Source organism: Ruegeria sp. D7, from assembly GCF_056534355.1.
In genome coordinates, this window is record NZ_JBQFPG010000005.1 from 22,884 (window position 1) to 44,258 (window position 21,375).

The following is a 21,375-nucleotide window of genomic DNA, read 5'->3' on the forward strand; positions in this document are numbered from 1 at the left end:
GGCCCATGTTCGACAAAATCCTGATTGCCAACCGAGGCGAGATCGCCCTGCGTGTGATCCGTGCTGCGCGCGAGATGGGGATCAAGACGGTTGCCGTGCACTCCACCGCCGACAGCGATGCGATGCATGTGCGCATGGCGGACGAATCGGTCTGCATCGGCCCCCCGCCCAGCCCGCAAAGCTATCTGTCCGTGCCCGCGATCATCTCGGCCTGTGAAATCACCGGCGCGCAGGCGATCCATCCCGGCTATGGCTTCCTGTCCGAGAATGCCGAGTTCGTGCAGATCGTCGAAGATCACGGCATTACCTTCATCGGACCCACCGCCGAACATATTCGTGTCATGGGTGACAAGATCACCGCCAAGGACACGATGAAGGAACTGGGTGTACCTTGCGTTCCGGGTTCTGACGGCGGTGTGCCAACGCTGGCCGACGCCAAGCGCATTGGTGAAGAGTTCGGCTATCCCGTCATCATCAAGGCAACCGCCGGTGGCGGCGGTCGCGGCATGAAGGTGGCACAAAACGCCGATGAGATGGAAAGCGCCTTCATGACCGCACGCGCCGAGGGCAAGGCCGCCTTTGGCAATGACGAGGTCTATATCGAGAAATATCTGACAACCCCGCGCCATATCGAGATTCAGGTCTTCGGCGATGGCAAGGGAAAGGCAGTGCATTTGGGCGAACGCGACTGTTCGCTGCAGCGCCGCCACCAGAAGGTGTTCGAAGAAGCCCCCGGCCCCAGTATCACGCCGGAAGAACGCGCCAAGATCGGTAAGATCTGTGCCGATGCGGTCGCCAAGATCAACTATATCGGCGCAGGCACCATCGAGTTCCTCTATGAAAATGGCGAGTTCTACTTCATCGAGATGAACACGCGTCTACAGGTGGAACACCCCGTGACCGAAGGCATCTTCGGCGTCGATCTGGTGCGCGAACAAATCCGCGTCGCCGCTGGTGAGGACATGTCGTTCGGTCAGGACGATCTTGAGATCAATGGCCACGCCATCGAGGTTCGCATCAACGCGGAAAAACTGCCGAACTTCTCGCCCTGCCCGGGCAAGATTACGGCCTATCACGCGCCAGGTGGTCTGGGCGTGCGGATGGATTCCGCGCTCTATGACGGCTATTCGATCCCGCCATATTACGACTCGTTGATCGCCAAACTGATCGTTCAGGGCCGTGACCGGGCTGAAGCTTTGGCCCGTCTGGAACGTGCTTTGGGCGAGTTGATCGTCGACGGTATCGACACCACCGTGCCGCTGTTCCACGCGCTGCTGCAGGAACCTGACCTGCACAGCGGCGAGTACAACATCCACTGGCTGGAGCACTGGCTTGCGGAGAACATGGCCTAATCTGACCAAAGGGCCGAAGGACAACCCCCCTTCGGCCCCGAGGCACCCGGCATGAGCCTTTCCCCTGAACTTCTGCTCCATGGCTATTCCATCGGCATTTTTCCGATGGCTGAGCATCGCGACGACCCCGAGTTGTTCTGGGTCGACCCGAAGTTTCGCGGCGTGTTCCCTCTGGATGGGTTCCACATCTCCCGCAGCCTAGCGCGGCGTATCCGGACCTGTGGGTTTTCGGTAAGCATCAATCGCGATTTTGCGGGCGTCGTGGATGGCTGCGCCGACCGATCGGATACCTGGATCAATCCCGAACTGCGCCATCTGTATCAGGAACTACACCGGACCGGCCGCGCGCATTCCCTCGAAGTCTGGGACGGCGCTTCACTGATTGGCGGCGTTTACGGCGTAGTCCTCGGCGCGGCCTTTTTTGGCGAAAGCATGTTCTCGCGTCGCACGGACGCATCGAAGATTGCACTTGCCTATCTGGTGGATCGACTGCGCCAAACCGGGTTCACGCTGTTCGATACGCAGTTTCTGACGGCGCATCTGGCCTCGTTGGGCGCGATCGAGATCCCGCGTGCGGTTTATCATAGCGAATTGAAACAAGCGCTTGACCTGAAAGCAGATTTCACCGCTGATCTGCAGCAGACCCCTCAGGGTGTGATACAACGTATCACCCAGACATCGTAGCGGGCGTGATCCAACGCGTTCAGCGCGGGTGAGGTCGCAATCATCCAGCCATCAAACAGCTGCTGCGCCTTACCCTGTTCCCAGATGGTCAGATAGGCAAAGGCGTCACCTGTCGGGTTGTCGGCTGGATAGCGACAATCACCCAGCGCGACATCCAGACCAAAGACCGACGTGGTCTCGCCGTTCTGCATTTCGATGTCCACCGTCTGCCCGCTGACCTTGTCCAACCCGCGCAACATTGCGCCAGGGCCGGATTCGACCTTTTGCTGCGCAGCAGCTCCGGTTGCGGTGACTATCAGAGCCACCAGTGCAGGGCGGATCATTCGCTTCCGTCCCCGGCCACGAATTTGACCAGCAACGAGATCAGGCTGACCGCGCCTTGCGTATCGGTAATCTCATCACCCGCCTCAAAATAGAACGGGGAACCGCCCGGCATAACCTCAACAAAGTTGCCACCCAGCAAGCCTTCGGAAGAAATCACAGCGGCGCTATCGTCTGGAATAAGAATACCATCTGCCACGGAAAATCGGGTGTCCGCGCGGTACGTATCAGAGTTTAGCGTAACGCCGGTCACCGTCCCAATCTTGACCCCGGCAAGGCGTACATCCGTGCCAACGCCCACACCTTCGAGCGAGCGGAAAGACGCGCCCAGCTCGTATCCTGCGCCGGATTGAGACAGGCCTGTGGATTGGCTGGCGTAGACACCGAACGCAATGGCGCAGGCCAGCACGGCACCGCCGACGATAACTTCGGTCTTCGTATGAGTAGACATCAGGCCTCGCTTATTCCGGGCTCCACGCCTCGTAATCGCTACGTTCAACCGGATCGGCACGACGCAGAGAACCGGCAGGTGCATAGGCCAGCGCGGTGCCGGTCAGATTCTCCTGATGCGGTTTTTCCCAGGACTTGTGCGCCAGAGGTTTATCGGTAGGCGGTTCATCCCATGTGCGGTGCAGCCAGCCATGCCAATCGGGATCGATCCGGCTGGCCTCGGCTTCGCCATTGAAAATCACCCAGCGCTTGCTGTCGTCGGCATTGCGATAGAACACGTTGCCCTCGTCGTCCTCACCGACCTTGATCCCCTTGCGCGCAGTGTAGAACTGCGTGTTCAGGGTGGCCCCGTTCCACCAGGTCACGGCCCGCAAAAGACTGTTCAGGATTCCCATCGGCTGCCTCCGGCATTTCTGTCACCGAAGATATGGACCAAAGGCACGCTAAGGTCCAGTACTGCCAGCGCTACCTGCGTCATTCCGGCAGGATAGCGGTGACTTCAATTTCAATCCGGTATTTCGGATCGATCAATCCGCATTCGATCATCGTCGCTGCAGGAGGGTTCGCACCAAAGGTTTCGGCCAGAATGGGCCAGCAAGGTTCAAATTCGGTTCGATCCGGCAGCATATAAGTGATGCGCACGACATCAGAGAATGAAGCACCCGCCTCGGCCAGCGCGTTTTCGATGATAGACAGCGCCGAGCGGCATTGCTCCACGACCGTTTCACCTTGCCCAACGGTTCCCGCAACATGAACCCAACCACCCGCGACAACCGCGCGGCAATAGCCAACCTTGGCTTCAAACTCACCACCCGAAGAGATACGTCTTACTGTCATCGTGTCCTCAAACGAAAACGGCGCGGACATTGCCGCGCCGTGTGTGCATTAATCTATGCGGTTCAACCCGCCGAAGCCGATTCCGCCGCGTCTGCGTAGATGATCAAAGGCTGAGAGTCCGACGTCACAGCCTCTTCGTTGACCACAACTTCGGTCACGTTCTTCATGCCCGGCAGTTCGAACATTGTATCCAGCAGGATGTCTTCCAGGATAGAACGCAGACCACGTGCACCGGTTTTACGCTCGATCGCTTTCTTGGCGATCGCCTTCAGCGCATCATCGGTAAAGGCCAGTTCCGCATCTTCCAACTCAAACAACCGCTGGTATTGCTTGACCAGAGCGTTCTTCGGGCTGGTCAGGATGGTGACCAAAGCGTCTTCGTCCAGATCTTCCAGCGTCGCCAGAACCGGCAGTCGGCCGACGAATTCGGGGATCAGGCCAAATTTCAGCAGGTCTTCGGGTTCCAGATCCTTGAAGATCTCGCCCACGCCGCGCTCGTCATTGTCACGCACGTCGGCACCAAAGCCCATGGCCGAGCCTTTGCCACGCTGTGCAATGATCTTGTCTAGTCCGGCGAATGCACCGCCACAGATGAACAGGATGTTCGTGGTATCCACCTGCAGGAATTCCTGCTGCGGATGTTTGCGCCCACCCTGCGGCGGAACGCTGGCCACGGTGCCTTCCATCAGTTTCAGCAGGGCCTGCTGAACGCCCTCGCCCGATACATCGCGGGTGATCGAAGGGTTTTCAGACTTGCGGGTGATCTTATCGACCTCGTCAATATAGACGATGCCGCGCTGTGCGCGTTCGACATTGTATTCGCTGGCCTGCAGCAGTTTGAGGATGATGTTTTCAACATCTTCACCCACATAACCGGCTTCGGTAAGCGTGGTCGCGTCCGCCATCGTAAACGGCACGTCCAGAATCCGCGCCAGCGTTTGCGCCAGCAGGGTTTTGCCGCAGCCGGTGGGGCCAATCAGCAAGATGTTGGATTTTGCCAGTTCTATATCGCTGCCCGCTTTCTGGGCATGATTGAGACGCTTGTAGTGGTTATGTACCGCAACCGACAGCACCCGCTTGGCGGTGGCCTGACCGATCACATAATCATCCAGCACTTCGCAGATATCCTTGGGCGTTGGCACACCGTCCGAGGATTTCAGACCGCTGGCCTTGGTTTCCTCGCGAATGATATCCATGCACAGCTCGACACACTCATCGCAGATGAACACGGTCGGGCCTGCGATCAGCTTACGCACCTCATGCTGGCTTTTGCCGCAAAAGCTGCAATAGAGCGTGTTCTTGCCGTCACCGCCTGAATTCGTCGCCATGCTTTACCCCTCGGGCTCCGTCTCAGCGGCCCCTCTCAAGGGCCGCGCTTGCCGTATATGCCTGCAGCTTAGGCCAGCGTTCTGGCAGCTACAATCTCAAAATCATCCCTCACGCCGGACGCGCGCGGATTTGAACCTAGGCCTCGTCACCATCCATCTTGGCGCGGTTCTCGACGATCTCGTCGATATGGCCCCAATCCTTGGCCTCTTCCGGGCTCATGAAATTGTCACGATCCAGCGCCTTTTCAACCGCCTTTTTGGTCTGCCCGGTATGGCGCACATAGATGTCATACAGGCGATCTTTCAGCTTTTGCGTCTCGGCCGCGTGGATCATGATGTCGCTCGCCTGGCCCTGATAACCGCCGCTGGGCTGGTGCACCATGATCCGGCTGTTAGGCAGCGAAAAGCGCATTCCCTTCTCGCCCCCGGCCAGCAGAACCGAACCCATCGACGCCGCCTGACCGATCACCAATGTGGAACATTTCGGCTTGATATACTGCATTGTGTCGTAAATCGACAAACCACTGGTGACCACGCCACCGGGAGAGTTGATGTAGATCGAGATTTCCTTGTTCGGATTTTCCGCCTCAAGGTGCAGCAGCTGAGCGACCACCAAATGGCTCATACCGTCATGGATGGGGCCGTTGATGAAAATGATCCGCTCTTTCAGAAGGCGCGAGAAGATGTCGTATGCGCGCTCGCCCCGGCTGGTCTGCTCGACGACCATGGGGACGAGTGTGTTCATATATGTATCAACTGGATCGAACATTCGGAACCTGCCTGTTTTGCGATGGATCGGGACATTACCCGAAGAGTAGTTACCCGAGTCTTAGTGCCGCCACAGGGGGGCTGCAAGGGGGGCCGAACGTTCCCACGAATTCCGTCTACCTGCACAACCCGAATGCACACGCCGCTACAGGTCGGTTGACGGATTGCGCGGAAACGTGCTGGTTACATCACGCTATTTTGATCCATGCATATGGAAATACATGCCTGGAAATTGTACCAAGAGTTCTCGCTGCGGATGCGGCGCCGGTCAGGCGTCGGGATTCGGCGGCACTAACGAGGGAATACGATCATGGCTTTTCCGCAAATGACCGAGGATATGTCACCCGGCGACCTTGACCGGATGGTTGAAAACGCAACGCGCGCGTCGAACTTTCTGAAGGCCATAAGCCACGAAGGGCGTTTGATGATCCTGTGTCACCTCGTCTCGGGCGAGAAATCCGTTACTGAACTGGAACAATTGCTATCGGCCCGCCAAGCCGCCGTTTCTCAGCAACTGTCGCGGCTCAGACTTGAGGGGCTGGTTGTTCCTCGTCGCGAAGGCAAGGCGATATATTACCGGCTGGCAGATGATCGACCAGCCCGAATACTGGAAGTGGTGTACGAACTGTTTTGCGCTCAGGATGCGACCTGAGCCTAGTATTTAGCCCTTCGAAATCGGCCATGCAAAACCTGTAGCTATGGCCCGGGAAAGCTGCTAGTCAATTCGAAACAAGCACTTATGGAGCAACCGATGATCCGCGCAATTCTGATTGGCCTGGCCCTGTTCACCTTGACCGCATGCGAAACCGCAAAGGGCGCTGGCAAAGATATCGAAAACGCCGGAGATGCCATCCAGAACGCGGCCGAGGACGTTCAGGAAAACATCTGATCGTGACGGGATGTTGCGTTCAGGCAACGCTTACACGCAATATGTAGTTGCCACACCGACCCAACCCGAGTAGTGTGCCGGTACAGGTGCATAGACGCGGCATTGCATTTCTGACACTTTGACGGGGTTCTTTTGCGCAAGCGAAAGAACCCCGTTCTGGTCCGGAGGGTGGTGCGTGGTAGCCTGTATGAACCTTGGGTTCTCAAAAAGGAAAAGGCGTCAGGTGCTCAGACGCGGTCTTTGCATGCATCCTTGCGGACACTCCTGACGCCTTGCCGGTCCGTTCCGCCCGAGGGGCTTCCCGGTCCAGTTGCCTCGGCCCCCGAAGGGACTTTGGCCACTGCCACACGCGCTATGTCGCGTCGCAGTCCGCGCGGACCTTCTGAGAGGCTGAGCATTTAACCCGAACCGAAGCCCAGACCACCTGCTCCACCACCGGTAAGCCATTGCAACTACAAACAAATCCTAAAATCCGCCTTCGCTGCTGCGGCCCCCTTGGCCCTTGCGTCCCGCCCCTGTTCCGAAGATCAGAAGCAGTAACCAGACTGTTACATCAGCGTCATGATCCGGCAAGAAAATAGCACTGCAGCATAAAAATTAGACGGGGATAAGCTGTTGATATCCGCCGGGAGAGCCATGTGGATAACCCGAGAATTCGCGTCATCGCGCAGGCTTGGAGATGGAAAAAGTCAAATATGGATCTCGGGCCAGAATTCGCTTGGTTTCTGCACCTGCGAAGGTCCCGTGCGCTGAATTAGGGGGGGTATTGTCCGAGTTGTACAACACTCAAGCCCCCAATCTTTCGAATCGTACAACCGGAGATTCGCCTATGCGCCTGACCATTTCTCAAGCCCGCGCCCGTTTGGGCGAACTGGCCACCTTGTCGCAAGACCCCCGGCAAGTGATCGTGCTGACCCGTTATGGCAAACCGATCGCCGCACTGGTGTCGATGAACGAGGCGCAGCGGATTTGGGAGTTAATGGATGATGACACCATCGGACGCAAACACCCGCTCAGCGGGCTGCGCGGGTGGTGGTCGAAGGGCGTGGTATTCCGGGGATGGAACCTGGGCCGGACGGTTCTTACCTCACCGCGCGCGACGCCGCGCTGAAGGTCCGCGAGATCCAGATGACCCGAGCCGAGGAACGCCGCATTCTCAAACGCGGGGGTCTGGACCCTGTCGCGGGCGGCGAGATCGCCGCCCGGCCCGTCGCCTCCCTGTGGAGACTGTTGTTTATGAGAAGCGCTCCGACCTGACCGGGGTACCTACTACTCCTGCCGCAGTCACAAATCTCAGCGGCATTAACCCCCTTTAACATCCGATCGGGCCGGAAACGCTTCAGTTCACCTGACGTTCCAGAACGGTGCTGTAGGTCGTTCCGTTCCGCAGGCTACGGAAATCGGCAAAGATCTTGCCATCCTCGTACCGCGCATCGATCAACGCATTGGCGCCAATCACCAGCGGGGAAGTTTCAACGATGCCGATCGAGCCAGACCCATCGAGGCTGATGGTTCCGGTGGCCTCGTATTCATTCCATTCAGTGTCGCCCTCACGGCGCCATTTGCTGGGGCCCCAGAAGACATTGTCTTCCTGCATCTGGACGTCGAGCATCCATTCGGCCTGATTAAAGCGGGGCTGATCCCCCTTGTAATAATGGCTGGGCTGCACGGTCGTATAACTTCCCAACCACGTGCCGCGCAGATCCGGTGTGGTATCGGCCAGTGCTGCGGTTCCGAGGGCGAGGGACGTGGCCAGAGCGGCGGCTCCGGCGGTCATATATCTGGTCATGGGGATCTCCTCCTGAAAGCGACCCTTTGGAGTTCAAAAGCGAACATCCTTGCTGTGGCATACAGATTGGGCGGAGGTGCGCCGGTTACAACTTACCTAAGGGAAACTTCATGAACCGGTAATGTTAGCGTCAGGCCCAGGCCAGCGCGGTGCCGAGGATGACCAGACCGATACCTGCCGCCTCGCGATACGAGAAGTTCTCGCCGAACAGAAAGAATGAGGCGATGGCGATCAGAACCACCTCGGCCCCCAGAATGCCGGTATAGATGATGCCCAGCCGTTCCTCGCGCAGCGCGGCGAGTTCCAGCGTGGCCCCGGCCAGCAGGGTCGCGACGATCAGTAGACCAAGACCCACGCCGGGGAGTTTCCACCAGAACTTCATCGCGATCATGGCAACGGAATAAAGGCCTGCTGATCCAAAAGCGATAAGGGGAACAAGCGATGTAGACACAAGGGCCTCCTGCAAAGGTTGCCGTTAGGTCAACTGTAGCAGATGGGCTGATTTAGGGCTGTGAGGTGGGTCACAGTTTCAGGTTCCATTCTCGCTTTTCTTCTTGTGTTTTTTTGCCCCCGAACTTGCAGTGATGGGTCGACCTGTTCAAAATTCAATTATTCATATGCGACTGGGGAGGGGTGCAATGACAACACTTTGCGAAATAGGTCAAACCGGAGTGCGAATCCCACGAATTGGCTTTGGATCAACCGGTATAGGCAACATTCCACAGATTTACGGTTACGAAGTTGATGAGAATAGGGCGCGCGAGACCATACGTGCCATACTTGCCCGGCCCGACGGTTTTATCGACACCGCCCGAGGCTATGCGTTGGGGCGTAGCGAGGAGCGCATCGGGAGTGTCATCCGTGAACTCGGTGGCTGGCCGAAAGGCCGCGTTCTGTCCACAAAAGTAGACCGTGACATGGAAACGAATGTTTTCGACGCCGCCCAAGCGCGGCGGTCCTTTGAACAAAGCCTCAAGGCTCTTGAGGTAGATCGCGTGGACATCCTTCATCTGCACGACCCGGAATACGCTGGTGACGTAACTGAGATTACCCGCAGCGGAGGTGCGCTGGACGAATTATTCAAAATTAAAGAGGAAGGATTGGCAACTGCAGTTGGTCTGGCGGGCGGGCAGTTGGATGTGTTGATGCCAATGCTGCGCGAACGGGATTTCGACGTGGTGATGACTCACAACCGGCACACGCTTGTAAACATGAATGCGGCGCCGCTGATCGAACTGGCCAACTCGAAGGACGTTACGGTGTTGAACGCAGCGCCTTACGCCGGCGGAATCTTGGCCAGAGGCAGCGCAATCCATCATTTCTACGTCTATCGGCCAGCAACAGAAGAAACGCTCGCACCTGTGCGCGCGGTTGAGGAAATCTGTGCCCGCTATGACGTGCCCTTAGGCGCCTTAGCGCTGCAATTCTCGATGCGGGACGCAAAAATTGCGTCAACGGTGTGTGGAGTGACTTGGCCACAGCATGTGAGACAAACACTCGAATGGGCGGATTGGGATATCCCAAGAGCGGTTTGGAGTGAACTCGCGGAACTTGGTCAGAGTGACGCTGATCCTGAGGCCGTATAGAACCGATCAACGGAGAGGAAGGACAGCCTTAGCTGTCCATCTTCAACGCTGAAATAAACGCCTCCTGCGGGATATCCACTTTCCCGAACTGGCGCATCTTCTTCTTACCCGCCTTCTGCTTGTCCAGCAGTTTGCGTTTCCGCGTGGCGTCGCCTCCGTAGCATTTGGCGGTCACGTCCTTGCGCAGGGCCGAGAGGGTCTCGCGGGCGATGACCTTGCCTCCGATGGCGGCCTGGATCGGGATTTTGAACATGTGGCGCGGGATCAGGTCCTTGAGCTTTTCGCACATCGCCCGGCCCCGCATCTCGGCCCGGTCGCGGTGAACCATGGTCGACAGCGCGTCGACCGGTTCGTCATTCACCAGCACCGACATCTTGACCAGATTATCCTCGGTATAACCGGTCATCTGATAGTCGAACGAGGCATAGCCCTTGGTCACCGATTTCAGGCGGTCGTAGAAGTCAAAGACGACCTCGTTCAGCGGCAGGTCATAGACGACCATGGCGCGGGTGCCCGCATAGGTCAGGTCCAACTGGATGCCGCGGCGGTCCTGGCAGAGTTTCAGCACGTCGCCGAGGTATTCGTCGGGCACCAGAATGGTCGCCTTGATGCGCGGTTCCTCGATATGGTCGACCTTGGACGGATCAGGCATGTCGGCGGGGTTGTGCAGCTCGATCATCTCGCCGTCTTTCATGTAGACGTGATAGATCACCGACGGCGCGGTGGTGATGAGCTCGATATCATATTCGCGTTCGATTCGGTCTCGGATGACCTCAAGGTGCAGCAGGCCAAGGAAGCCGCAGCGGAAGCCAAAGCCAAGCGCGGCCGAGGTTTCCATTTCAAAGCTGAAGCTGGCGTCGTTCAGCGCCAGCTTGTCGATCGCATCGCGCAGGTCTTCGAATTCGGAACTGTCGACGGGGAAGAGGCCGCAGAACACCACCGGCTGCGCGGGTTTGAATCCCGTCAGGGCCTCTTCGGTGCCGTTGCGGTCATTGGTGATGGTGTCGCCGACGCGGGTGTCGCGGACCTGTTTGATTGAGGCGGTGAGAAAGCCGATCTCACCGGGGCCAAGCGAGTCGACCATCTCCATCTCGGGCCGGAAGACACCAACGCGGTCGACATGGTGCAGGGTGTTGTTCGACATGAACTTGACCCGCATGCCCTTTTTCAGCGTGCCGTCCATGATGCGGACCAGAACGATGACGCCGAGATAGGCGTCGTACCATGAATCCACCAGCATCGCCTTGAGCGGCGCGTCGAGATTGCCCTGCGGCGCGGGCAGCTGCTGCACAATGGCCTCAAGTGTTTCGTGGATGCCCTGCCCCGTCTTGGCACTGACCTGAATGGCGTCGGTCGCGTCGATGCCGATCACATCCTCAATCTGCTCCGCGACGCGGTCACAATCGGACGCTGGCAGGTCGATCTTGTTGAGCACCGGCACGATCTCATGATCGGCGTCGATGGCCTGATAGACATTCGCCAGCGTCTGAGCCTCAACCCCTTGGGTCGAGTCCACGACCAGCAGCGAGCCCTCGACCGCACGCATGGACCGGCTGACCTCATAGGCAAAGTCCACGTGGCCGGGCGTGTCGATCAGGTTCAGCACATAAGCCTCGCCATTGTCGGCGGTATAGTCGATGCGAACCGTGTTGGCCTTGATGGTGATGCCGCGTTCACGCTCGATATCCATGCTGTCGAGCAGCTGTTCCTTCATGTCGCGATCCTTAACCGTTCCGGTCTCTTGGATGAGCCGGTCAGCAAGGGTGGATTTGCCATGGTCGATATGCGCGACGATGGAGAAATTGCGGATATGAGCGAGGTCTGTCATGGGTTGGGGATATGCGTCGGAAATGGGCTGTGGTCAAGGTGGGACGAAGCCCCAGCGAAACCCTTTGATTGCGAGGCCTCTGACCGTTCAGAGCAACCTGTTTTTGACCAACTCCGCGTTCATCCAATGCGTATCACTCTGCACGTGACCCCCGCGCACGTATTTCGCGTGGTGAGTGGGCATGTCTTCTTCGTTAAACGCTGCAGTTGCGCGAACGACAAAACCCTCCTGAGTATCCAGATCCAGGCCCGCGATCACATCTGCCAGAACCTTAACAGAGAACCGTCCGCGATAGAGTTCGGGAACGGCAGCAATCCCCAGCTCGAGAAAGCGTGAAAGCGTCGCGTCCCACGATTGCACGCGCTTTGCCTTGATCCAGGCGAAGCCCAGGAAATAAGTCGGCAACGCCGAGTACGCTATCGAGTGGCGCGCAAACAGATATTCACCGACTATGCGCTCATCTTCGTCAAGCTGTGGCGAAATTCCGGTAGCGAAGGCCTTCATCCAATCTCGGGACGGGTGGTAACGCGCGTCAATACTGCGGGGGTGGCAGCCCTGACTATGAATCGTTGTATTCTCACCGTCCAGTTTTTCGGTGAAGACGACCTCATCAGCCGAAGCCAGTTTATCAACGCTGGACATGATCTTATCATCGCTGGTCGCCCCGGGAGACTCCGGCAGATGGAAGTGCGCCCGTATTTCTTAAGCATAGTGGTCTCATGAAAGAGATTTAAACAATGTCTGGCTAGAAAACGCGACATCCCAGCCGCGTGCAATCACTTTTTCGAACCACCCAATTGATCCCGAATCCACTTTGATTCATACTCCGCCGCAGACCGAGAGGGGCATAAGACCCGTCCGGGCAGGCAAAAAACGAGGCTCGAGTATGAAACAGTTCCTCTTAATCGCATTTTGTGCGGCATCGCTGACGTCGGTGGCCCACACAGTGGACGCGGCGCAGATCAAGCGGGCGTGTCTGGCATCAGACCGTGAAGCGGCGACGCGGGCGCGGTGCCGGTGTATTCAGCGCGTGGCGGATCAGGCGCTGACGCGTAGTGATCAGAAGACCGTCGCCAAGTGGTTCACCAATCCGCATCAGGCGCAGGAGTTGAAGATGTCGCAGACCGCGCGCGATGATGCGCTGTGGGATCGGTATCAGAACTTTGGCCAGATGGCGCAAGCGATCTGCAACTGAGCCCTGTCAATCCTTGACCTGATGCCCGCTGCGCCTCAGAAATGGCGCAGCGAAAGGTATGTGCGATGGTGATGAAAGGGCTGACCCTGCGGGGCCTTGAAGTGTTCGAGGCGCTGGCGCGGACCGGATCGGTGGCGCAGGCGGCCGAGATCACGGGGCTCAGCCAGCCCTCGGTTTCCCAGCAGTTGCGCAATCTGGAAAAGGCTTTGGGCACCGATCTGGTGGATCACGGGCGGCGACCGATGCGACTGACGCAGGCCGGCCGCAGTTTCCTGGCGCGGGCCGAGGCAGTGCTGGCCGAGTTGCAGATGGCGCAAGGCGAACTGGCAGTGATGGATCTGGGGCATCTGACCACCCTGTCCATCGGCTTGATCGACGATTTCGACAACGACCTGACGCCGCGATTGGCGACGTTGCTGGCCGACAGTCTGACCCGGTCGAAATTCAAGCTGATCACGCTGCCCAGCCTGGACCTGTTTGCCGAGCTGGAAGCGCAGCGCCTGCACATGGCGGTCTCGGCCCATTCTGGCGAGGTGCTGGAGGGCGTGGTCGAATATCCGCTGGTGCAGGATCCGTTCATTCTGGTCGCGCCTAAGGGCGTTGCGCAACCAGTGCAGGATCTGCCCTTTCTGCGCTATGCCCGCGAGCAGTTGATCAGCCGTCAGATCGAAAGCCATCTGGCCCGGCAGCAGCTGGAGTTCGAGGAACGGTTCGAAATCGGCTCACACCTCGCGCTGATGGCGATGGTTGCGCGCGGCCTCGGCTGGGCGATTACCACGCCGCTGGGCTATATGCGCGCCGCCCGCTTCCACGACGGGATGGAGGCGCACCCTGCCCCGTTCGGTGAGTTCGCACGCACCATTTCCTTGTTTACACGGACCGACTGGTCCGATCAGGTACCTCAGGAGGTGGCCGACATGATCCGACGCCTGATGCGCAGCCAGATCGTTGATCCAGCGATTGCGCAATTGCCGTGGTTAGCTGGTCAGTTGAAGGTGGTGGGGTGAACCGGAAAGTGAGCATCCAGGCTCTTTTATTTGAGCCATGCGTGATCCGTCCTGCAAACCAAAAGACGTTTGATGAGCGTTAGTATGTCCGGAATAAAGGCTGTTCTTACCTGCTGAATTCAGCTTCTACTAACGCCTCGTAGGCGTCCAGTTCAGCCTCTTTGACAACGTCGCGATCAGCCAGCACTTCCAGAGCCATAAGTGCGACATCGGGGCTTTGAAACACTGCGTCCGCCAGGATCGCAAGATGTTTCAAGCTTTCTGTCGGTGAGTCCTCCAGTGCGAAGAACCTTTTCAGGAACACGGCGTCGCCATCAATGGCCTGATTGCGCATAGCGCGCATCTTCAGGCGGGACGAGGCACGGGTCTTGACCGCCATAGACTTTAGAAAAAGAAACTTGTGGAAATGAAATCCCTGCGCAGACAACTCACTCATTTGTGAGTCAAGCAGTGGCTGACCCTTGTAAAGCGGAACCATGGCGATTTCGGATATCACAGCGACCGCATTCTTGAGTTTTTCGCGCGCATTCCTGAATACGTCCAATTCTCCGCCCTGCACGTCAATCTTCAGCAGATCGAACTCTGGCAGCTCTTTCAGGTCGTCCAGCCGATGGGTGGTTATTGGTACAACTTCTTCGACCCGCATTTGCCTGGGCCACCTTCCCATAACTCTGATGAAGTCGGGGTTGGGCTCGAATAGCGAAGTGAAGCCACTTCCCTTGCAAACATGAAGGCGCTCACTTCCTCCTCTGCCGATCGCATAAGGAAGATAGGTTTCATTTTCTCCTCCCTCTTCAGAGAGCCGTGCAAATGCATCTTGCTGTGGTTCGAAACCCCAGACATCGCATATGCGGTTCTTCAGGAGGGTTGAATATGGGGTAGCGCCAAGAGGATTGGCACCCACATCCACCACCCGCGTCAGTCTTTCCGGTGACAGAACTTCGTGCAGGAACAGCGCGCGCTCGTCGTTCATTTTTTGTCACTAACCTTTGGGGTATTCAGCTGGTTAAACGTGCCTGTGATCATATGTCTAACTCACTTGGATTAGCTGGCTGTAGTCGCTCTTGGAGCTTGGAGATTTATGTGTGCTGATGACAGCCTCGTGCGTGCATCAGGAATTTGTATCATTCCATCAAATGACCATTGGGGATCGGACTACTATTCCATGCACTTAATGCGACTATCTGCATAGGCACAAGGGTTTGCGCTAAGAAGGCAGATGATTTGACCCCTGTCGCTGATTGCGATGCAGCCTGCAGAGGCCGAATAAACGTTGGTTTTGGGCTCAAACATGCTGTCGCTCTGGATTGATTGAATACGCAAGGCAAAACTACCGCTGAGCCCGTACATGCGCATCCAGCCCCGCCACGGCCTCTTCGATCAGGTCCAGAGCACCGTCGAAATCCCGGGTGTAGTACGGGTCAGGCACATGGTCGGCACCGGTATGGGGGGCGAAATCGGTCAACAGGCGGACCGGGGTGTCGTTGCCGTCCGGGCGCAAATCTTCGATGTTCGCGATGTTTTCTGCGTCCATTCCGATGATCAGGTCGAAGTGGTTGAAATCCTCGGCCACGAACTGGCGCGCGCGTAGGTCGCTGAGGTCGATATCACGCGCGCGGGCGGCCTTTTGCATTGGGCCGTAAGGCGGGTCTCCGATATGCCAGCCCGAGGTTCCGGCGCTGTCGGTCTGGTGATGCGGGGCGCGGGCGCGAAAAGCGCCCTCGGCGGCGGGGGATCGGCAGATATTGCCCAGGCAGACGAAAAGGATACGGTGTGTCATAAGAGTGGTTTAGCGCGTGGGGCGGATATGGAAAAGATCGTCATTCTGACCGGGGCCGGGATTTCCGCCGAAAGCGGGTTGGGCACGTTCCGCGATGAAGGGGGCCTGTGGGCGCAGCACCGGATCGAGGATGTGGCCACGCCCGAGGGCTTTGCCCGCAATCCGTCGCTGGTGCATCAGTTTTACAATGCCCGCCGAGTACAGGCCGCCAAGGCGCAGCCCAACGCGGCGCATCAGGCGCTGGCCCGGTTGCAGCAGGGCTGGCCTGGAGAGGTGATCCTTGTCACCCAGAATGTCGACAGCCTGCACGAGGCAGGAGGGGCCGCGCATGTGCTCCATATGCATGGCACCTTGGCTGGGGCTTTGTGTGCGGGGTGCGGATATCGTTGGGCTTCGCCACCCGAAATGGATGTGGGTGAGCCCTGCCCGTCCTGTCACCAGCCCTCGGCCCGGCCCGACGTGGTATGGTTCGGCGAGATGCCATATTTCATGGATGAGATCTACGACCATCTGATGGAAGCATCGCTGTTCGCCTCGATCGGCACCTCGGGGCAGGTTTATCCGGCGGCAGGGTTTGTACAAGAGGCGCGGGCCGTGGGCGCGCGGACGATCGAATTGAACCTTGAGCCATCCGCCGGAATATTTGATGAAACCCGGCTGGGGCCAGCCTCGGAGGCAGTACCGCGCTGGGTCGATGAGCTGTTGGCGCGAGGCAGCACGCGATAGGGGCAGACAGCGGCGCGTCTTCCCGTCTATGGTGCAGAAAACGCAAACCCGAGTGAGTGACATGACCGATCTACCGCCCAAAGACGGAGAAATCCTTGACGACAGCAGTATCGACGCGCGCGATACGTTAAGTACCAATCTGGCCAGCCTGTGGTGGACCTTTCTGCTGCGTGGAATTCTCGCGGGTCTGATCGGGATTGCAGCGCTGTTCTGGCCGACCAGCAGCATCTCATTATTGCTGCGATTGGTAGGGGCGCTGCTGATTCTGGATGGCGCGCTGACCTGGCTGGGTTTTGGGCGGCGCGGGCTGATCGGAGGCGTCGGTATCGGTGCCGCGCTGATCGGTTTGGTGTTGCTGATCTGGCCACAGGGCGTGGCCTGGCTGGCGTTCACCCTCATGGGGGCGATGGCGCTGTTCGTTGCGATCGGCTCGTTCATGGCGCTGCCGCAAATGCATCCACAAGACCCCGAGCGCGCAACGGTGCGTAATTCAGGTATCTTCGCACTCATCGTCGGGCTGGTGCTGATCTTCTGGCCCGGCAGCGGCATGGTGGCGTTGGGCTGGGCAATTGCCTTCTTCGCGCTGACCTCGGCGGTGGTGATGTTCTTTCTGGCGGCACGGTTCAAAAAAGCGGGCGATCGATTGGAGATGAAAACCGTCAACAGATGACGCAACAGGCCGGGCATTGCCCGGCCTGTCGTATGGATGATGGCTGTACCACAGCCTTAAGACAGGCGTTAGTTCGAATGGCCGCCTTTGTCCTGGCGCTCAAGATCGACCGGGATATCGACCGCGACCTCTCCAGCATTTTCGAAGATCAGAGTGACGGGAACGGTTCCGCCCTGTTCGAAAGGCGCGGTCAGGCCCATGAACATGACGTGATCACCGCCGCGTTTCAGCATGTGGGTTTCGCCCGCCGGAATGGCGAAGCCTTCCTTCACATGCACCATCTTGGCGACACCGTTTTCGTCAACCTTATGAGTGTGCAGTTCCACTCGGGCAGCCGCATCCGAGGTCACGCCGATCAGGCGGTCATCGGTATCGCCTTGATTCTGGATCATCATAAAGGCGGCACCCGCCTTCGCGGTTTTGCCCGAAGACCGTGCATAAGGGTCTTCGACCGAGATGGTATCGGCAGCCAGCGCCGCACCGGTCAGCGAAAAGGTAGTCAGGACTGCAAGCAGGCTGGATTTGAGGGTCATTATGCCTCTCCTTGGTAACTGTCTGATAGAGTTTGGAAACTGGAATCAGGCAGAAACCGGCGGGGCACGAGCTGGGTGTCGCGGCAGCGGCGCGGCAATCAGATGCTGGGAAAGGAGCGACGGCGCGGGGAGCGCGCGCGGCGGGGCCGGAGGTACGGCAACCGAGGCTTCATGGATCGCGCCCAGCAGGTTGAGCGCATAGTCAGGGCAGTATTGCGGTGCGCGGGTCGGTTGGCCGTCTTCGTCCATATAGACGACGACCGGTCCGCTGCCGGTGCACAAAACCATCTGCCCGACCGCGCGCTCCATACCCCGCGACACGGCCAGTCCCTGCCCGGTGAGGATCACCATCAAGGACAGCGTATAAGGCAGAAATGTGCGGAAAAAGCCTGTCATGTCAGCTTGGTATATACGCCGCCCACTGAACCGGCTTCAAGCGCAAAGCAGTGGCTGAGACAGTATGGCCTAGCTCAGCTTTTCGGCGGCCTGAACGCCTCGGCATTCATCCCCGTATGCAGTCGGTTTACCCGGCGCTGCATCCGGGTGCAGCGGATCACGGCTTTTGCAATTGATCGTGGCAGTAAAAACAGAAAATTCTTTGCTTTGAGTGACATGGTAACCCCCTCAACATGAATATGCATAAACATATGCGATATTCAGCAGGCGTTCTGTGAACAACGTCACGAAGCGGGGCGTTTTATTACCATTTCAGAGACAATCATTCGCACAGGGGCAGCGAATGCAAAAAAGAAAAGCCCCACACCGCAGGGTGCAGGGCTGAATTCTAGCGTGAGAAAGCGCTTAGGCCGAGGCTTGCGCCTTGGCGATTTCTTTCTTCACTTTCAGGGCGTTCGCCGACAGCTCGTCATCCTTGGCTTTGGCCAGGAACGCGTCCAGACCACCGCGGTGGTCGACCGAGCGCAGGGCAGCTGCCGAGATGCGCAGCTTGACGCCACGACCCAGAGTTTCCGACTGCAGGGTAACGTCGTTCAGGTTGGGCAGAAAACGGCGACGAGTTCTGTTTTTGGCGTGGCTGACATTGTTGCCAGTCATCGGGCCTTTTCCGGTCAGTTCGCAACGGCGCGACATGGTTTCTTCCTTTGTTTCTGGAGGCCGGGTACAAGACCCGCGGCCAAATCACAAGGGGCGCAACCCGAAGTCGCGCCCGAAAACTGGTTGGATGCGTTTAGTGGGAATCGCGCGAAGGGTCAAGACGGCTGCGGCGAAATCTTTGCACCCGAGTTGAATTCATTTGAGGTCAAGATCGGGGACATCCGCAACAGCGGCTTGTTATTCTTCAAATGCCGCGTGATCAACTGCGCTTGCAGCCGCCCGCCGGGGATCATGCGGGCCGGGTCGGCGCGGTAGTCAAGGTCTGTCAGTTCGGGAAAAATCTCGAATATCTCGCGACGCGACGCGGCGCTCAGCATTTTCAGCGCTTCGGGGCCGGTATAGAGGCTTTCGGTTGGCGCATCCTCGGCAAAGATCACCTGATGGCGGTCGAACAGCAGGTGGTAATACTCGACGCTTTCCACGCTTTCATCAATGTAGATATCCGGCATTGCAGTGAGTTTGATGGCCGGAATCAGAACCTCGGTCGTGCCGAACATGCGTTGGGCGATCTTTGAGTGCACCAGCATCCGATGCTGGCGCGAGACCAGCAGATCGCGATGCGGCAGCCCCTCGCCCAATGCCCCTGCAAGGATACGCACAGGCCAGAGTCTGGGGTTGGCTTCAAGCTGGAAGCGATCAAATTCGCGCCGCCCGATCCAACGGATCGGGTGCAGGCCCTGCCCCAGCGTGGGGATCAGGTCACCGGTGCACAGCGACTGGATGGGGGTCTGGCCCTGCTGCGTCGTGATCAATGTATCGCGCGTGAAACAGGGCATACCCGACCCGTTCTCGAACGCTGAATACGTGACGGTGATGCCTGAAGGCAGGGTAAATGTGCCGCTAGAGACTGAGTAACCAACCCCGTCTTCGACCGTAATCACCCCGAAAGTATCGTCCGTGATAACAGTGCCCTCAGGGAGGTTCAGCGTGTCGGTTCCGCTGCCGCCGCGAATGTCACCCGACACCGTGGTGCTGGTGAAATTCAGCGTGTCATTACCGGCACCAAGCCGGATATCGCCGACGGTTGACCCCCTGATATCAACCGTATCCGCATCGGACCCGCTAGCGATGCGCCCGCCAACCGTGCTGTTGGTGACAATGATCGTGTCGGTGCCTGCATTGCCCAGGACATTGTTGGCAATGGTGCTATTGGTGATGGTGATATCGTCATCGCCGCCACGGCCACGGATACCGGTCACCGGAGGCGTCGCCGGGTTTCCGTTCAGAGTACCGTTGTCATTTGTGACATCGATATCGTCGTCGCCGTTGGTACCATTGATATTAGGCATTCTGACGTGTCCCGTTCCTCGGAGAATCCGGGCACGATCCGAGCTGACCAAGCCCTTTCTCAACCCGGTTCAAACGCAGTGACTTACACTCAAACACAACAATATATGTAGCTTTAATACACGATTAGCGGTCAGCGCACCAGCCGCGCACGCATCATAACGCCAGAGCGTTACGCGTCGGACAGCCCGGAGAGGATTTGTTCGGCCGCCGCCGATGGGCTGAGGTGGCCCGCACTGACCTGAGCGCCAAGATCGCTCATCCGACTGCGCATCTGTGGCGTTTCGAGACGCGCAAGCAATGCGTGGCGTACCTCTTGCTCGAACCAGTATTGTGCCTGTGTGGCGCGGTTCGATACCCAATGCCCGGCTTCGCGCCGCCAGGTTGTCAGGGCCTGCATCTCGTCCCAGGCCTGTTCCAGCCCATGCTCTTCAACCGCTGAAACGGTCATGGCCTTGGGAAACCCTTCGGGGTCCTGCGGGCGTTTGCGCAGCAGACGCAGCGCGCCCGCGTAATCGGCGCAGGTGCGGGTGGCAGTCGCTTTCAGGTCGCCATCGGCCTTGTTGATCAGGATCATGTCGGCCATCTCCATGATGCCGCGCTTGACGCCCTGCAACTCATCTCCGCCCGCCGGGGCCAGCAGCAGCAGGAACAGGTCAGACATCTCGGCCACAACGGTTTCCGATTGGCCCACACCCACGGTTTCAATCAGCACGACGTCAAAACCAGCCGCCTCACAAAGTGCAATCGCTTCGCGTGTGCGGCGCGCCACGCCACCAAGATGGCTCTGGCTGGGGGACGGGCGGATAAAGGCGTCTTTCTCGCGGCTCAGCCTTTCCATGCGGGTCTTATCGCCCAGGATCGAGCCCCCCGAACGGGCCGAGCTGGGGTCAACTGCAAGAACCGCAACACGCAGCCCCTGCCCCGTCAGCATCATGCCGAAGCTTTCGATAAAGGTCGATTTGCCCACACCCGGCGTGCCCGACAGGCCGATCCGCAAAGCCTGGCGTCCGGCGCCGCTCAATTGATCCAGCAGCGCGGTTGCCTGCGCTCGATGATCTTCACGCCCGCTTTCGACCAGTGTGATCGCACGGGCCAATGCCCTGCGCTCTCCGTTCAAGATCCTGTCGCCAAGCTCGGCAATGTTCATCGGTAAGTCCCCGGCTGGAATTTGCCCTAGATGAGGGGGTGTGACCCGGTTTGTCCAGCCCCAACCGGAGCCGAGTTTGGCG

Annotated in this window: 27 protein-coding genes; 10 read left to right on the plus strand and 17 right to left on the minus strand. The window is 58.4% G+C overall.

The genetic code is table 11. From position 1 onward, the window contains the following. Positions 1–5: 5 nt before the first annotated feature. Positions 6–1,352, plus strand: coding sequence for an acetyl-CoA carboxylase biotin carboxylase subunit (gene accC / locus ACRZ9U_RS09105; RefSeq protein WP_170397180.1), 1,347 nt, complete (start codon positions 6–8; stop codon positions 1,350–1,352). A 51-nt stretch (positions 1,353–1,403) separates the two neighbouring features. Further along, complete coding sequence (gene aat, locus ACRZ9U_RS09110; protein ID WP_170404159.1) at positions 1,404–2,036, plus strand: leucyl/phenylalanyl-tRNA--protein transferase; 633 nt, start codon at positions 1,404–1,406, stop codon at positions 2,034–2,036. On the opposite strand, the gene ACRZ9U_RS09115 is transcribed toward aat, so the two are convergent. From ACRZ9U_RS09115 to ACRZ9U_RS09140, 6 genes are all read right to left on the minus strand, one after another. After that, positions 2,000–2,359, minus strand: coding sequence for a DUF2155 domain-containing protein (locus ACRZ9U_RS09115; protein WP_170404162.1), 360 nt, complete (start codon positions 2,357–2,359; stop codon positions 2,000–2,002). The genes aat and ACRZ9U_RS09115 overlap by 37 nt on opposite strands. Beyond that, positions 2,356–2,808, minus strand: a complete 453-nt coding sequence (mlaD, locus tag ACRZ9U_RS09120) for an outer membrane lipid asymmetry maintenance protein MlaD (RefSeq protein ID WP_170397186.1) — start codon at positions 2,806–2,808, stop codon at positions 2,356–2,358. Before mlaD ends, ACRZ9U_RS09115 begins: the two co-directional genes overlap by 4 nt. Positions 2,809–2,818: 10 nt before the next feature. After that, complete coding sequence (locus tag ACRZ9U_RS09125) at positions 2,819–3,202, minus strand: NADH:ubiquinone oxidoreductase subunit NDUFA12 (RefSeq protein WP_010443266.1); 384 nt, start codon at positions 3,200–3,202, stop codon at positions 2,819–2,821. Between the two features lie 79 nt (positions 3,203–3,281). Next, positions 3,282–3,644, minus strand: a complete 363-nt coding sequence (locus ACRZ9U_RS09130) for a RidA family protein (RefSeq protein WP_170397754.1) — start codon at positions 3,642–3,644, stop codon at positions 3,282–3,284. Between the two features lie 62 nt (positions 3,645–3,706). Continuing rightward, entirely contained in the window at positions 3,707–4,972 is a 1,266-nt protein-coding gene (clpX, locus tag ACRZ9U_RS09135; protein WP_170397188.1) for an ATP-dependent Clp protease ATP-binding subunit ClpX, read from the minus strand. A 136-nt stretch (positions 4,973–5,108) separates the two neighbouring features. Continuing rightward, positions 5,109–5,741 (minus strand): ATP-dependent Clp protease proteolytic subunit, encoded by a 633-nt coding sequence (locus ACRZ9U_RS09140; RefSeq protein ID WP_039970058.1) that lies wholly within the window; start codon positions 5,739–5,741, stop codon positions 5,109–5,111. Between the two features lie 309 nt (positions 5,742–6,050). On the opposite strand from ACRZ9U_RS09140, the gene ACRZ9U_RS09145 reads away from it, so the two are divergent. From ACRZ9U_RS09145 to ACRZ9U_RS09155, 3 genes are all read left to right on the plus strand, one after another. Further along, complete coding sequence (locus tag ACRZ9U_RS09145; RefSeq protein ID WP_170397190.1) at positions 6,051–6,392, plus strand: ArsR/SmtB family transcription factor; 342 nt, start codon at positions 6,051–6,053, stop codon at positions 6,390–6,392. A 99-nt stretch (positions 6,393–6,491) separates the two neighbouring features. Next, positions 6,492–6,629 carry an entericidin A/B family lipoprotein gene (locus tag ACRZ9U_RS09150; protein ID WP_010443271.1) on the plus strand — a complete coding sequence of 46 codons (138 nt, stop codon included), beginning with the start codon at positions 6,492–6,494 and terminating at the stop codon, positions 6,627–6,629. An 829-nt stretch (positions 6,630–7,458) separates the two neighbouring features. Beyond that, on the plus strand, positions 7,459–7,740 hold the full coding sequence (locus ACRZ9U_RS09155; RefSeq protein WP_170404165.1) for a type II toxin-antitoxin system Phd/YefM family antitoxin: 282 nt from the start codon (positions 7,459–7,461) through the stop codon (positions 7,738–7,740). Between the two features lie 228 nt (positions 7,741–7,968). Here ACRZ9U_RS09155 and ACRZ9U_RS09160 read toward each other — a convergent pair whose 3' ends face one another. Then, entirely contained in the window at positions 7,969–8,418 is a 450-nt protein-coding gene (locus ACRZ9U_RS09160; RefSeq protein ID WP_170404170.1) for a hypothetical protein, read from the minus strand. A 130-nt stretch (positions 8,419–8,548) separates the two neighbouring features. Continuing rightward, on the minus strand, positions 8,549–8,869 hold the full coding sequence (locus tag ACRZ9U_RS09165; protein WP_170397195.1) for a hypothetical protein: 321 nt from the start codon (positions 8,867–8,869) through the stop codon (positions 8,549–8,551). Between the two features lie 187 nt (positions 8,870–9,056). Here ACRZ9U_RS09165 and ACRZ9U_RS09170 point away from each other — a divergent pair, with 187 nt between their 5' ends. Next, positions 9,057–10,004: an aldo/keto reductase gene (locus ACRZ9U_RS09170; protein ID WP_170397197.1), complete on the plus strand. Its 948-nt coding sequence runs from the start codon at positions 9,057–9,059 to the stop codon at positions 10,002–10,004. A 28-nt stretch (positions 10,005–10,032) separates the two neighbouring features. Here ACRZ9U_RS09170 and lepA read toward each other — a convergent pair whose 3' ends face one another. Both lepA and ACRZ9U_RS09180 read right to left on the minus strand, forming a co-directional pair. Beyond that, the gene (gene lepA / locus ACRZ9U_RS09175; protein ID WP_170397199.1) at positions 10,033–11,832 is read right to left on the minus strand and encodes a translation elongation factor 4; all 1,800 of its coding nucleotides are present in this window, start codon (positions 11,830–11,832) and stop codon (positions 10,033–10,035) included. An 87-nt stretch (positions 11,833–11,919) separates the two neighbouring features. Continuing rightward, positions 11,920–12,474: an RNA ligase family protein gene (locus ACRZ9U_RS09180; protein ID WP_480901629.1), complete on the minus strand. Its 555-nt coding sequence runs from the start codon at positions 12,472–12,474 to the stop codon at positions 11,920–11,922. Between the two features lie 244 nt (positions 12,475–12,718). Here ACRZ9U_RS09180 and ACRZ9U_RS09185 point away from each other — a divergent pair, with 244 nt between their 5' ends. Both ACRZ9U_RS09185 and ACRZ9U_RS09190 read left to right on the plus strand, forming a co-directional pair. Next, complete coding sequence (locus ACRZ9U_RS09185; protein WP_170404173.1) at positions 12,719–13,027, plus strand: hypothetical protein; 309 nt, start codon at positions 12,719–12,721, stop codon at positions 13,025–13,027. A 65-nt stretch (positions 13,028–13,092) separates the two neighbouring features. Then, entirely contained in the window at positions 13,093–14,034 is a 942-nt protein-coding gene (locus ACRZ9U_RS09190) for a LysR family transcriptional regulator (protein WP_170404783.1), read from the plus strand. Between the two features lie 106 nt (positions 14,035–14,140). Here ACRZ9U_RS09190 and ACRZ9U_RS09195 read toward each other — a convergent pair whose 3' ends face one another. Further along, positions 14,141–14,944, minus strand: coding sequence for an FkbM family methyltransferase (locus ACRZ9U_RS09195; protein WP_170404176.1), 804 nt, complete (start codon positions 14,942–14,944; stop codon positions 14,141–14,143). A 420-nt stretch (positions 14,945–15,364) separates the two neighbouring features. Further along, the gene (locus ACRZ9U_RS09200) at positions 15,365–15,814 is read right to left on the minus strand and encodes a low molecular weight protein-tyrosine-phosphatase (RefSeq protein ID WP_170404179.1); all 450 of its coding nucleotides are present in this window, start codon (positions 15,812–15,814) and stop codon (positions 15,365–15,367) included. A gap of 27 nt (positions 15,815–15,841) precedes the next feature. Between ACRZ9U_RS09200 and ACRZ9U_RS09205 the strand changes: the two genes are divergently transcribed. Both ACRZ9U_RS09205 and ACRZ9U_RS09210 read left to right on the plus strand, forming a co-directional pair. After that, entirely contained in the window at positions 15,842–16,540 is a 699-nt protein-coding gene (locus ACRZ9U_RS09205) for an NAD-dependent deacylase (protein WP_170404182.1), read from the plus strand. A gap of 61 nt (positions 16,541–16,601) precedes the next feature. After that, on the plus strand, positions 16,602–17,210 hold the full coding sequence (locus ACRZ9U_RS09210; RefSeq protein ID WP_170397206.1) for an HdeD family acid-resistance protein: 609 nt from the start codon (positions 16,602–16,604) through the stop codon (positions 17,208–17,210). A 68-nt stretch (positions 17,211–17,278) separates the two neighbouring features. Here the strand turns inward: ACRZ9U_RS09210 and ACRZ9U_RS09215 are convergent, their stop codons facing one another. The 5 genes from ACRZ9U_RS09215 to meaB all read right to left on the minus strand — a co-directional run bounded on the left by ACRZ9U_RS09215 (position 17,279) and on the right by meaB (position 21,293). Further along, positions 17,279–17,743, minus strand: coding sequence for a copper chaperone PCu(A)C (locus ACRZ9U_RS09215; RefSeq protein ID WP_170404188.1), 465 nt, complete (start codon positions 17,741–17,743; stop codon positions 17,279–17,281). A gap of 45 nt (positions 17,744–17,788) precedes the next feature. Next, positions 17,789–18,139 carry a glycosyltransferase family protein gene (locus ACRZ9U_RS09220; protein ID WP_170404192.1) on the minus strand — a complete coding sequence of 117 codons (351 nt, stop codon included), beginning with the start codon at positions 18,137–18,139 and terminating at the stop codon, positions 17,789–17,791. A gap of 405 nt (positions 18,140–18,544) precedes the next feature. After that, positions 18,545–18,832, minus strand: coding sequence for a 50S ribosomal protein L28 (rpmB, locus tag ACRZ9U_RS09225; protein ID WP_008756960.1), 288 nt, complete (start codon positions 18,830–18,832; stop codon positions 18,545–18,547). A 119-nt stretch (positions 18,833–18,951) separates the two neighbouring features. After that, positions 18,952–20,145 (minus strand): Hint domain-containing protein, encoded by a 1,194-nt coding sequence (locus ACRZ9U_RS09230; RefSeq protein ID WP_170404195.1) that lies wholly within the window; start codon positions 20,143–20,145, stop codon positions 18,952–18,954. A 170-nt stretch (positions 20,146–20,315) separates the two neighbouring features. Then, positions 20,316–21,293 carry a methylmalonyl Co-A mutase-associated GTPase MeaB gene (gene meaB, locus ACRZ9U_RS09235; protein ID WP_170404199.1) on the minus strand — a complete coding sequence of 326 codons (978 nt, stop codon included), beginning with the start codon at positions 21,291–21,293 and terminating at the stop codon, positions 20,316–20,318. Positions 21,294–21,375: the final 82 nt, after the last annotated feature.

What these genes read in the sequence shown, in the direction of transcription:
- accC (WP_170397180.1), top strand. Translation starts at nt 6, where the DNA reads ATGTTCGACAAAATCCTGATTGCCAACCGAGGCGAGATCGCCCTGCGT.
- aat (WP_170404159.1), top strand. Translation starts at nt 1,404, where the DNA reads ATGAGCCTTTCCCCTGAACTTCTGCTCCATGGCTATTCCATCGGCATT.
- ACRZ9U_RS09115 (WP_170404162.1), bottom strand. Translation starts at nt 2,359, where the DNA reads ATGATCCGCCCTGCACTGGTGGCTCTGATAGTCACCGCAACCGGAGCT.
- mlaD (WP_170397186.1), bottom strand. Translation starts at nt 2,808, where the DNA reads ATGTCTACTCATACGAAGACCGAAGTTATCGTCGGCGGTGCCGTGCTG.
- ACRZ9U_RS09125 (WP_010443266.1), bottom strand. Translation starts at nt 3,202, where the DNA reads ATGGGAATCCTGAACAGTCTTTTGCGGGCCGTGACCTGGTGGAACGGG.
- ACRZ9U_RS09130 (WP_170397754.1), bottom strand. Translation starts at nt 3,644, where the DNA reads ATGACAGTAAGACGTATCTCTTCGGGTGGTGAGTTTGAAGCCAAGGTT.
- clpX (WP_170397188.1), bottom strand. Translation starts at nt 4,972, where the DNA reads ATGGCGACGAATTCAGGCGGTGACGGCAAGAACACGCTCTATTGCAGC.
- ACRZ9U_RS09140 (WP_039970058.1), bottom strand. Translation starts at nt 5,741, where the DNA reads ATGTTCGATCCAGTTGATACATATATGAACACACTCGTCCCCATGGTC.
- ACRZ9U_RS09145 (WP_170397190.1), top strand. Translation starts at nt 6,051, where the DNA reads ATGGCTTTTCCGCAAATGACCGAGGATATGTCACCCGGCGACCTTGAC.
- ACRZ9U_RS09150 (WP_010443271.1), top strand. Translation starts at nt 6,492, where the DNA reads ATGATCCGCGCAATTCTGATTGGCCTGGCCCTGTTCACCTTGACCGCA.
- ACRZ9U_RS09155 (WP_170404165.1), top strand. Translation starts at nt 7,459, where the DNA reads ATGCGCCTGACCATTTCTCAAGCCCGCGCCCGTTTGGGCGAACTGGCC.
- ACRZ9U_RS09160 (WP_170404170.1), bottom strand. Translation starts at nt 8,418, where the DNA reads ATGACCAGATATATGACCGCCGGAGCCGCCGCTCTGGCCACGTCCCTC.
- ACRZ9U_RS09170 (WP_170397197.1), top strand. Translation starts at nt 9,057, where the DNA reads ATGACAACACTTTGCGAAATAGGTCAAACCGGAGTGCGAATCCCACGA.
- lepA (WP_170397199.1), bottom strand. Translation starts at nt 11,832, where the DNA reads ATGACAGACCTCGCTCATATCCGCAATTTCTCCATCGTCGCGCATATC.
- ACRZ9U_RS09180 (WP_480901629.1), bottom strand. Translation starts at nt 12,474, where the DNA reads ATGTCCAGCGTTGATAAACTGGCTTCGGCTGATGAGGTCGTCTTCACC.
- ACRZ9U_RS09185 (WP_170404173.1), top strand. Translation starts at nt 12,719, where the DNA reads ATGAAACAGTTCCTCTTAATCGCATTTTGTGCGGCATCGCTGACGTCG.
- ACRZ9U_RS09190 (WP_170404783.1), top strand. Translation starts at nt 13,093, where the DNA reads ATGGTGATGAAAGGGCTGACCCTGCGGGGCCTTGAAGTGTTCGAGGCG.
- ACRZ9U_RS09200 (WP_170404179.1), bottom strand. Translation starts at nt 15,814, where the DNA reads ATGACACACCGTATCCTTTTCGTCTGCCTGGGCAATATCTGCCGATCC.
- ACRZ9U_RS09205 (WP_170404182.1), top strand. Translation starts at nt 15,842, where the DNA reads ATGGAAAAGATCGTCATTCTGACCGGGGCCGGGATTTCCGCCGAAAGC.
- ACRZ9U_RS09210 (WP_170397206.1), top strand. Translation starts at nt 16,602, where the DNA reads ATGACCGATCTACCGCCCAAAGACGGAGAAATCCTTGACGACAGCAGT.
- ACRZ9U_RS09215 (WP_170404188.1), bottom strand. Translation starts at nt 17,743, where the DNA reads ATGACCCTCAAATCCAGCCTGCTTGCAGTCCTGACTACCTTTTCGCTG.
- ACRZ9U_RS09220 (WP_170404192.1), bottom strand. Translation starts at nt 18,139, where the DNA reads ATGACAGGCTTTTTCCGCACATTTCTGCCTTATACGCTGTCCTTGATG.
- rpmB (WP_008756960.1), bottom strand. Translation starts at nt 18,832, where the DNA reads ATGTCGCGCCGTTGCGAACTGACCGGAAAAGGCCCGATGACTGGCAAC.
- ACRZ9U_RS09230 (WP_170404195.1), bottom strand. Translation starts at nt 20,145, where the DNA reads ATGCCTAATATCAATGGTACCAACGGCGACGACGATATCGATGTCACA.
- meaB (WP_170404199.1), bottom strand. Translation starts at nt 21,293, where the DNA reads ATGAACATTGCCGAGCTTGGCGACAGGATCTTGAACGGAGAGCGCAGG.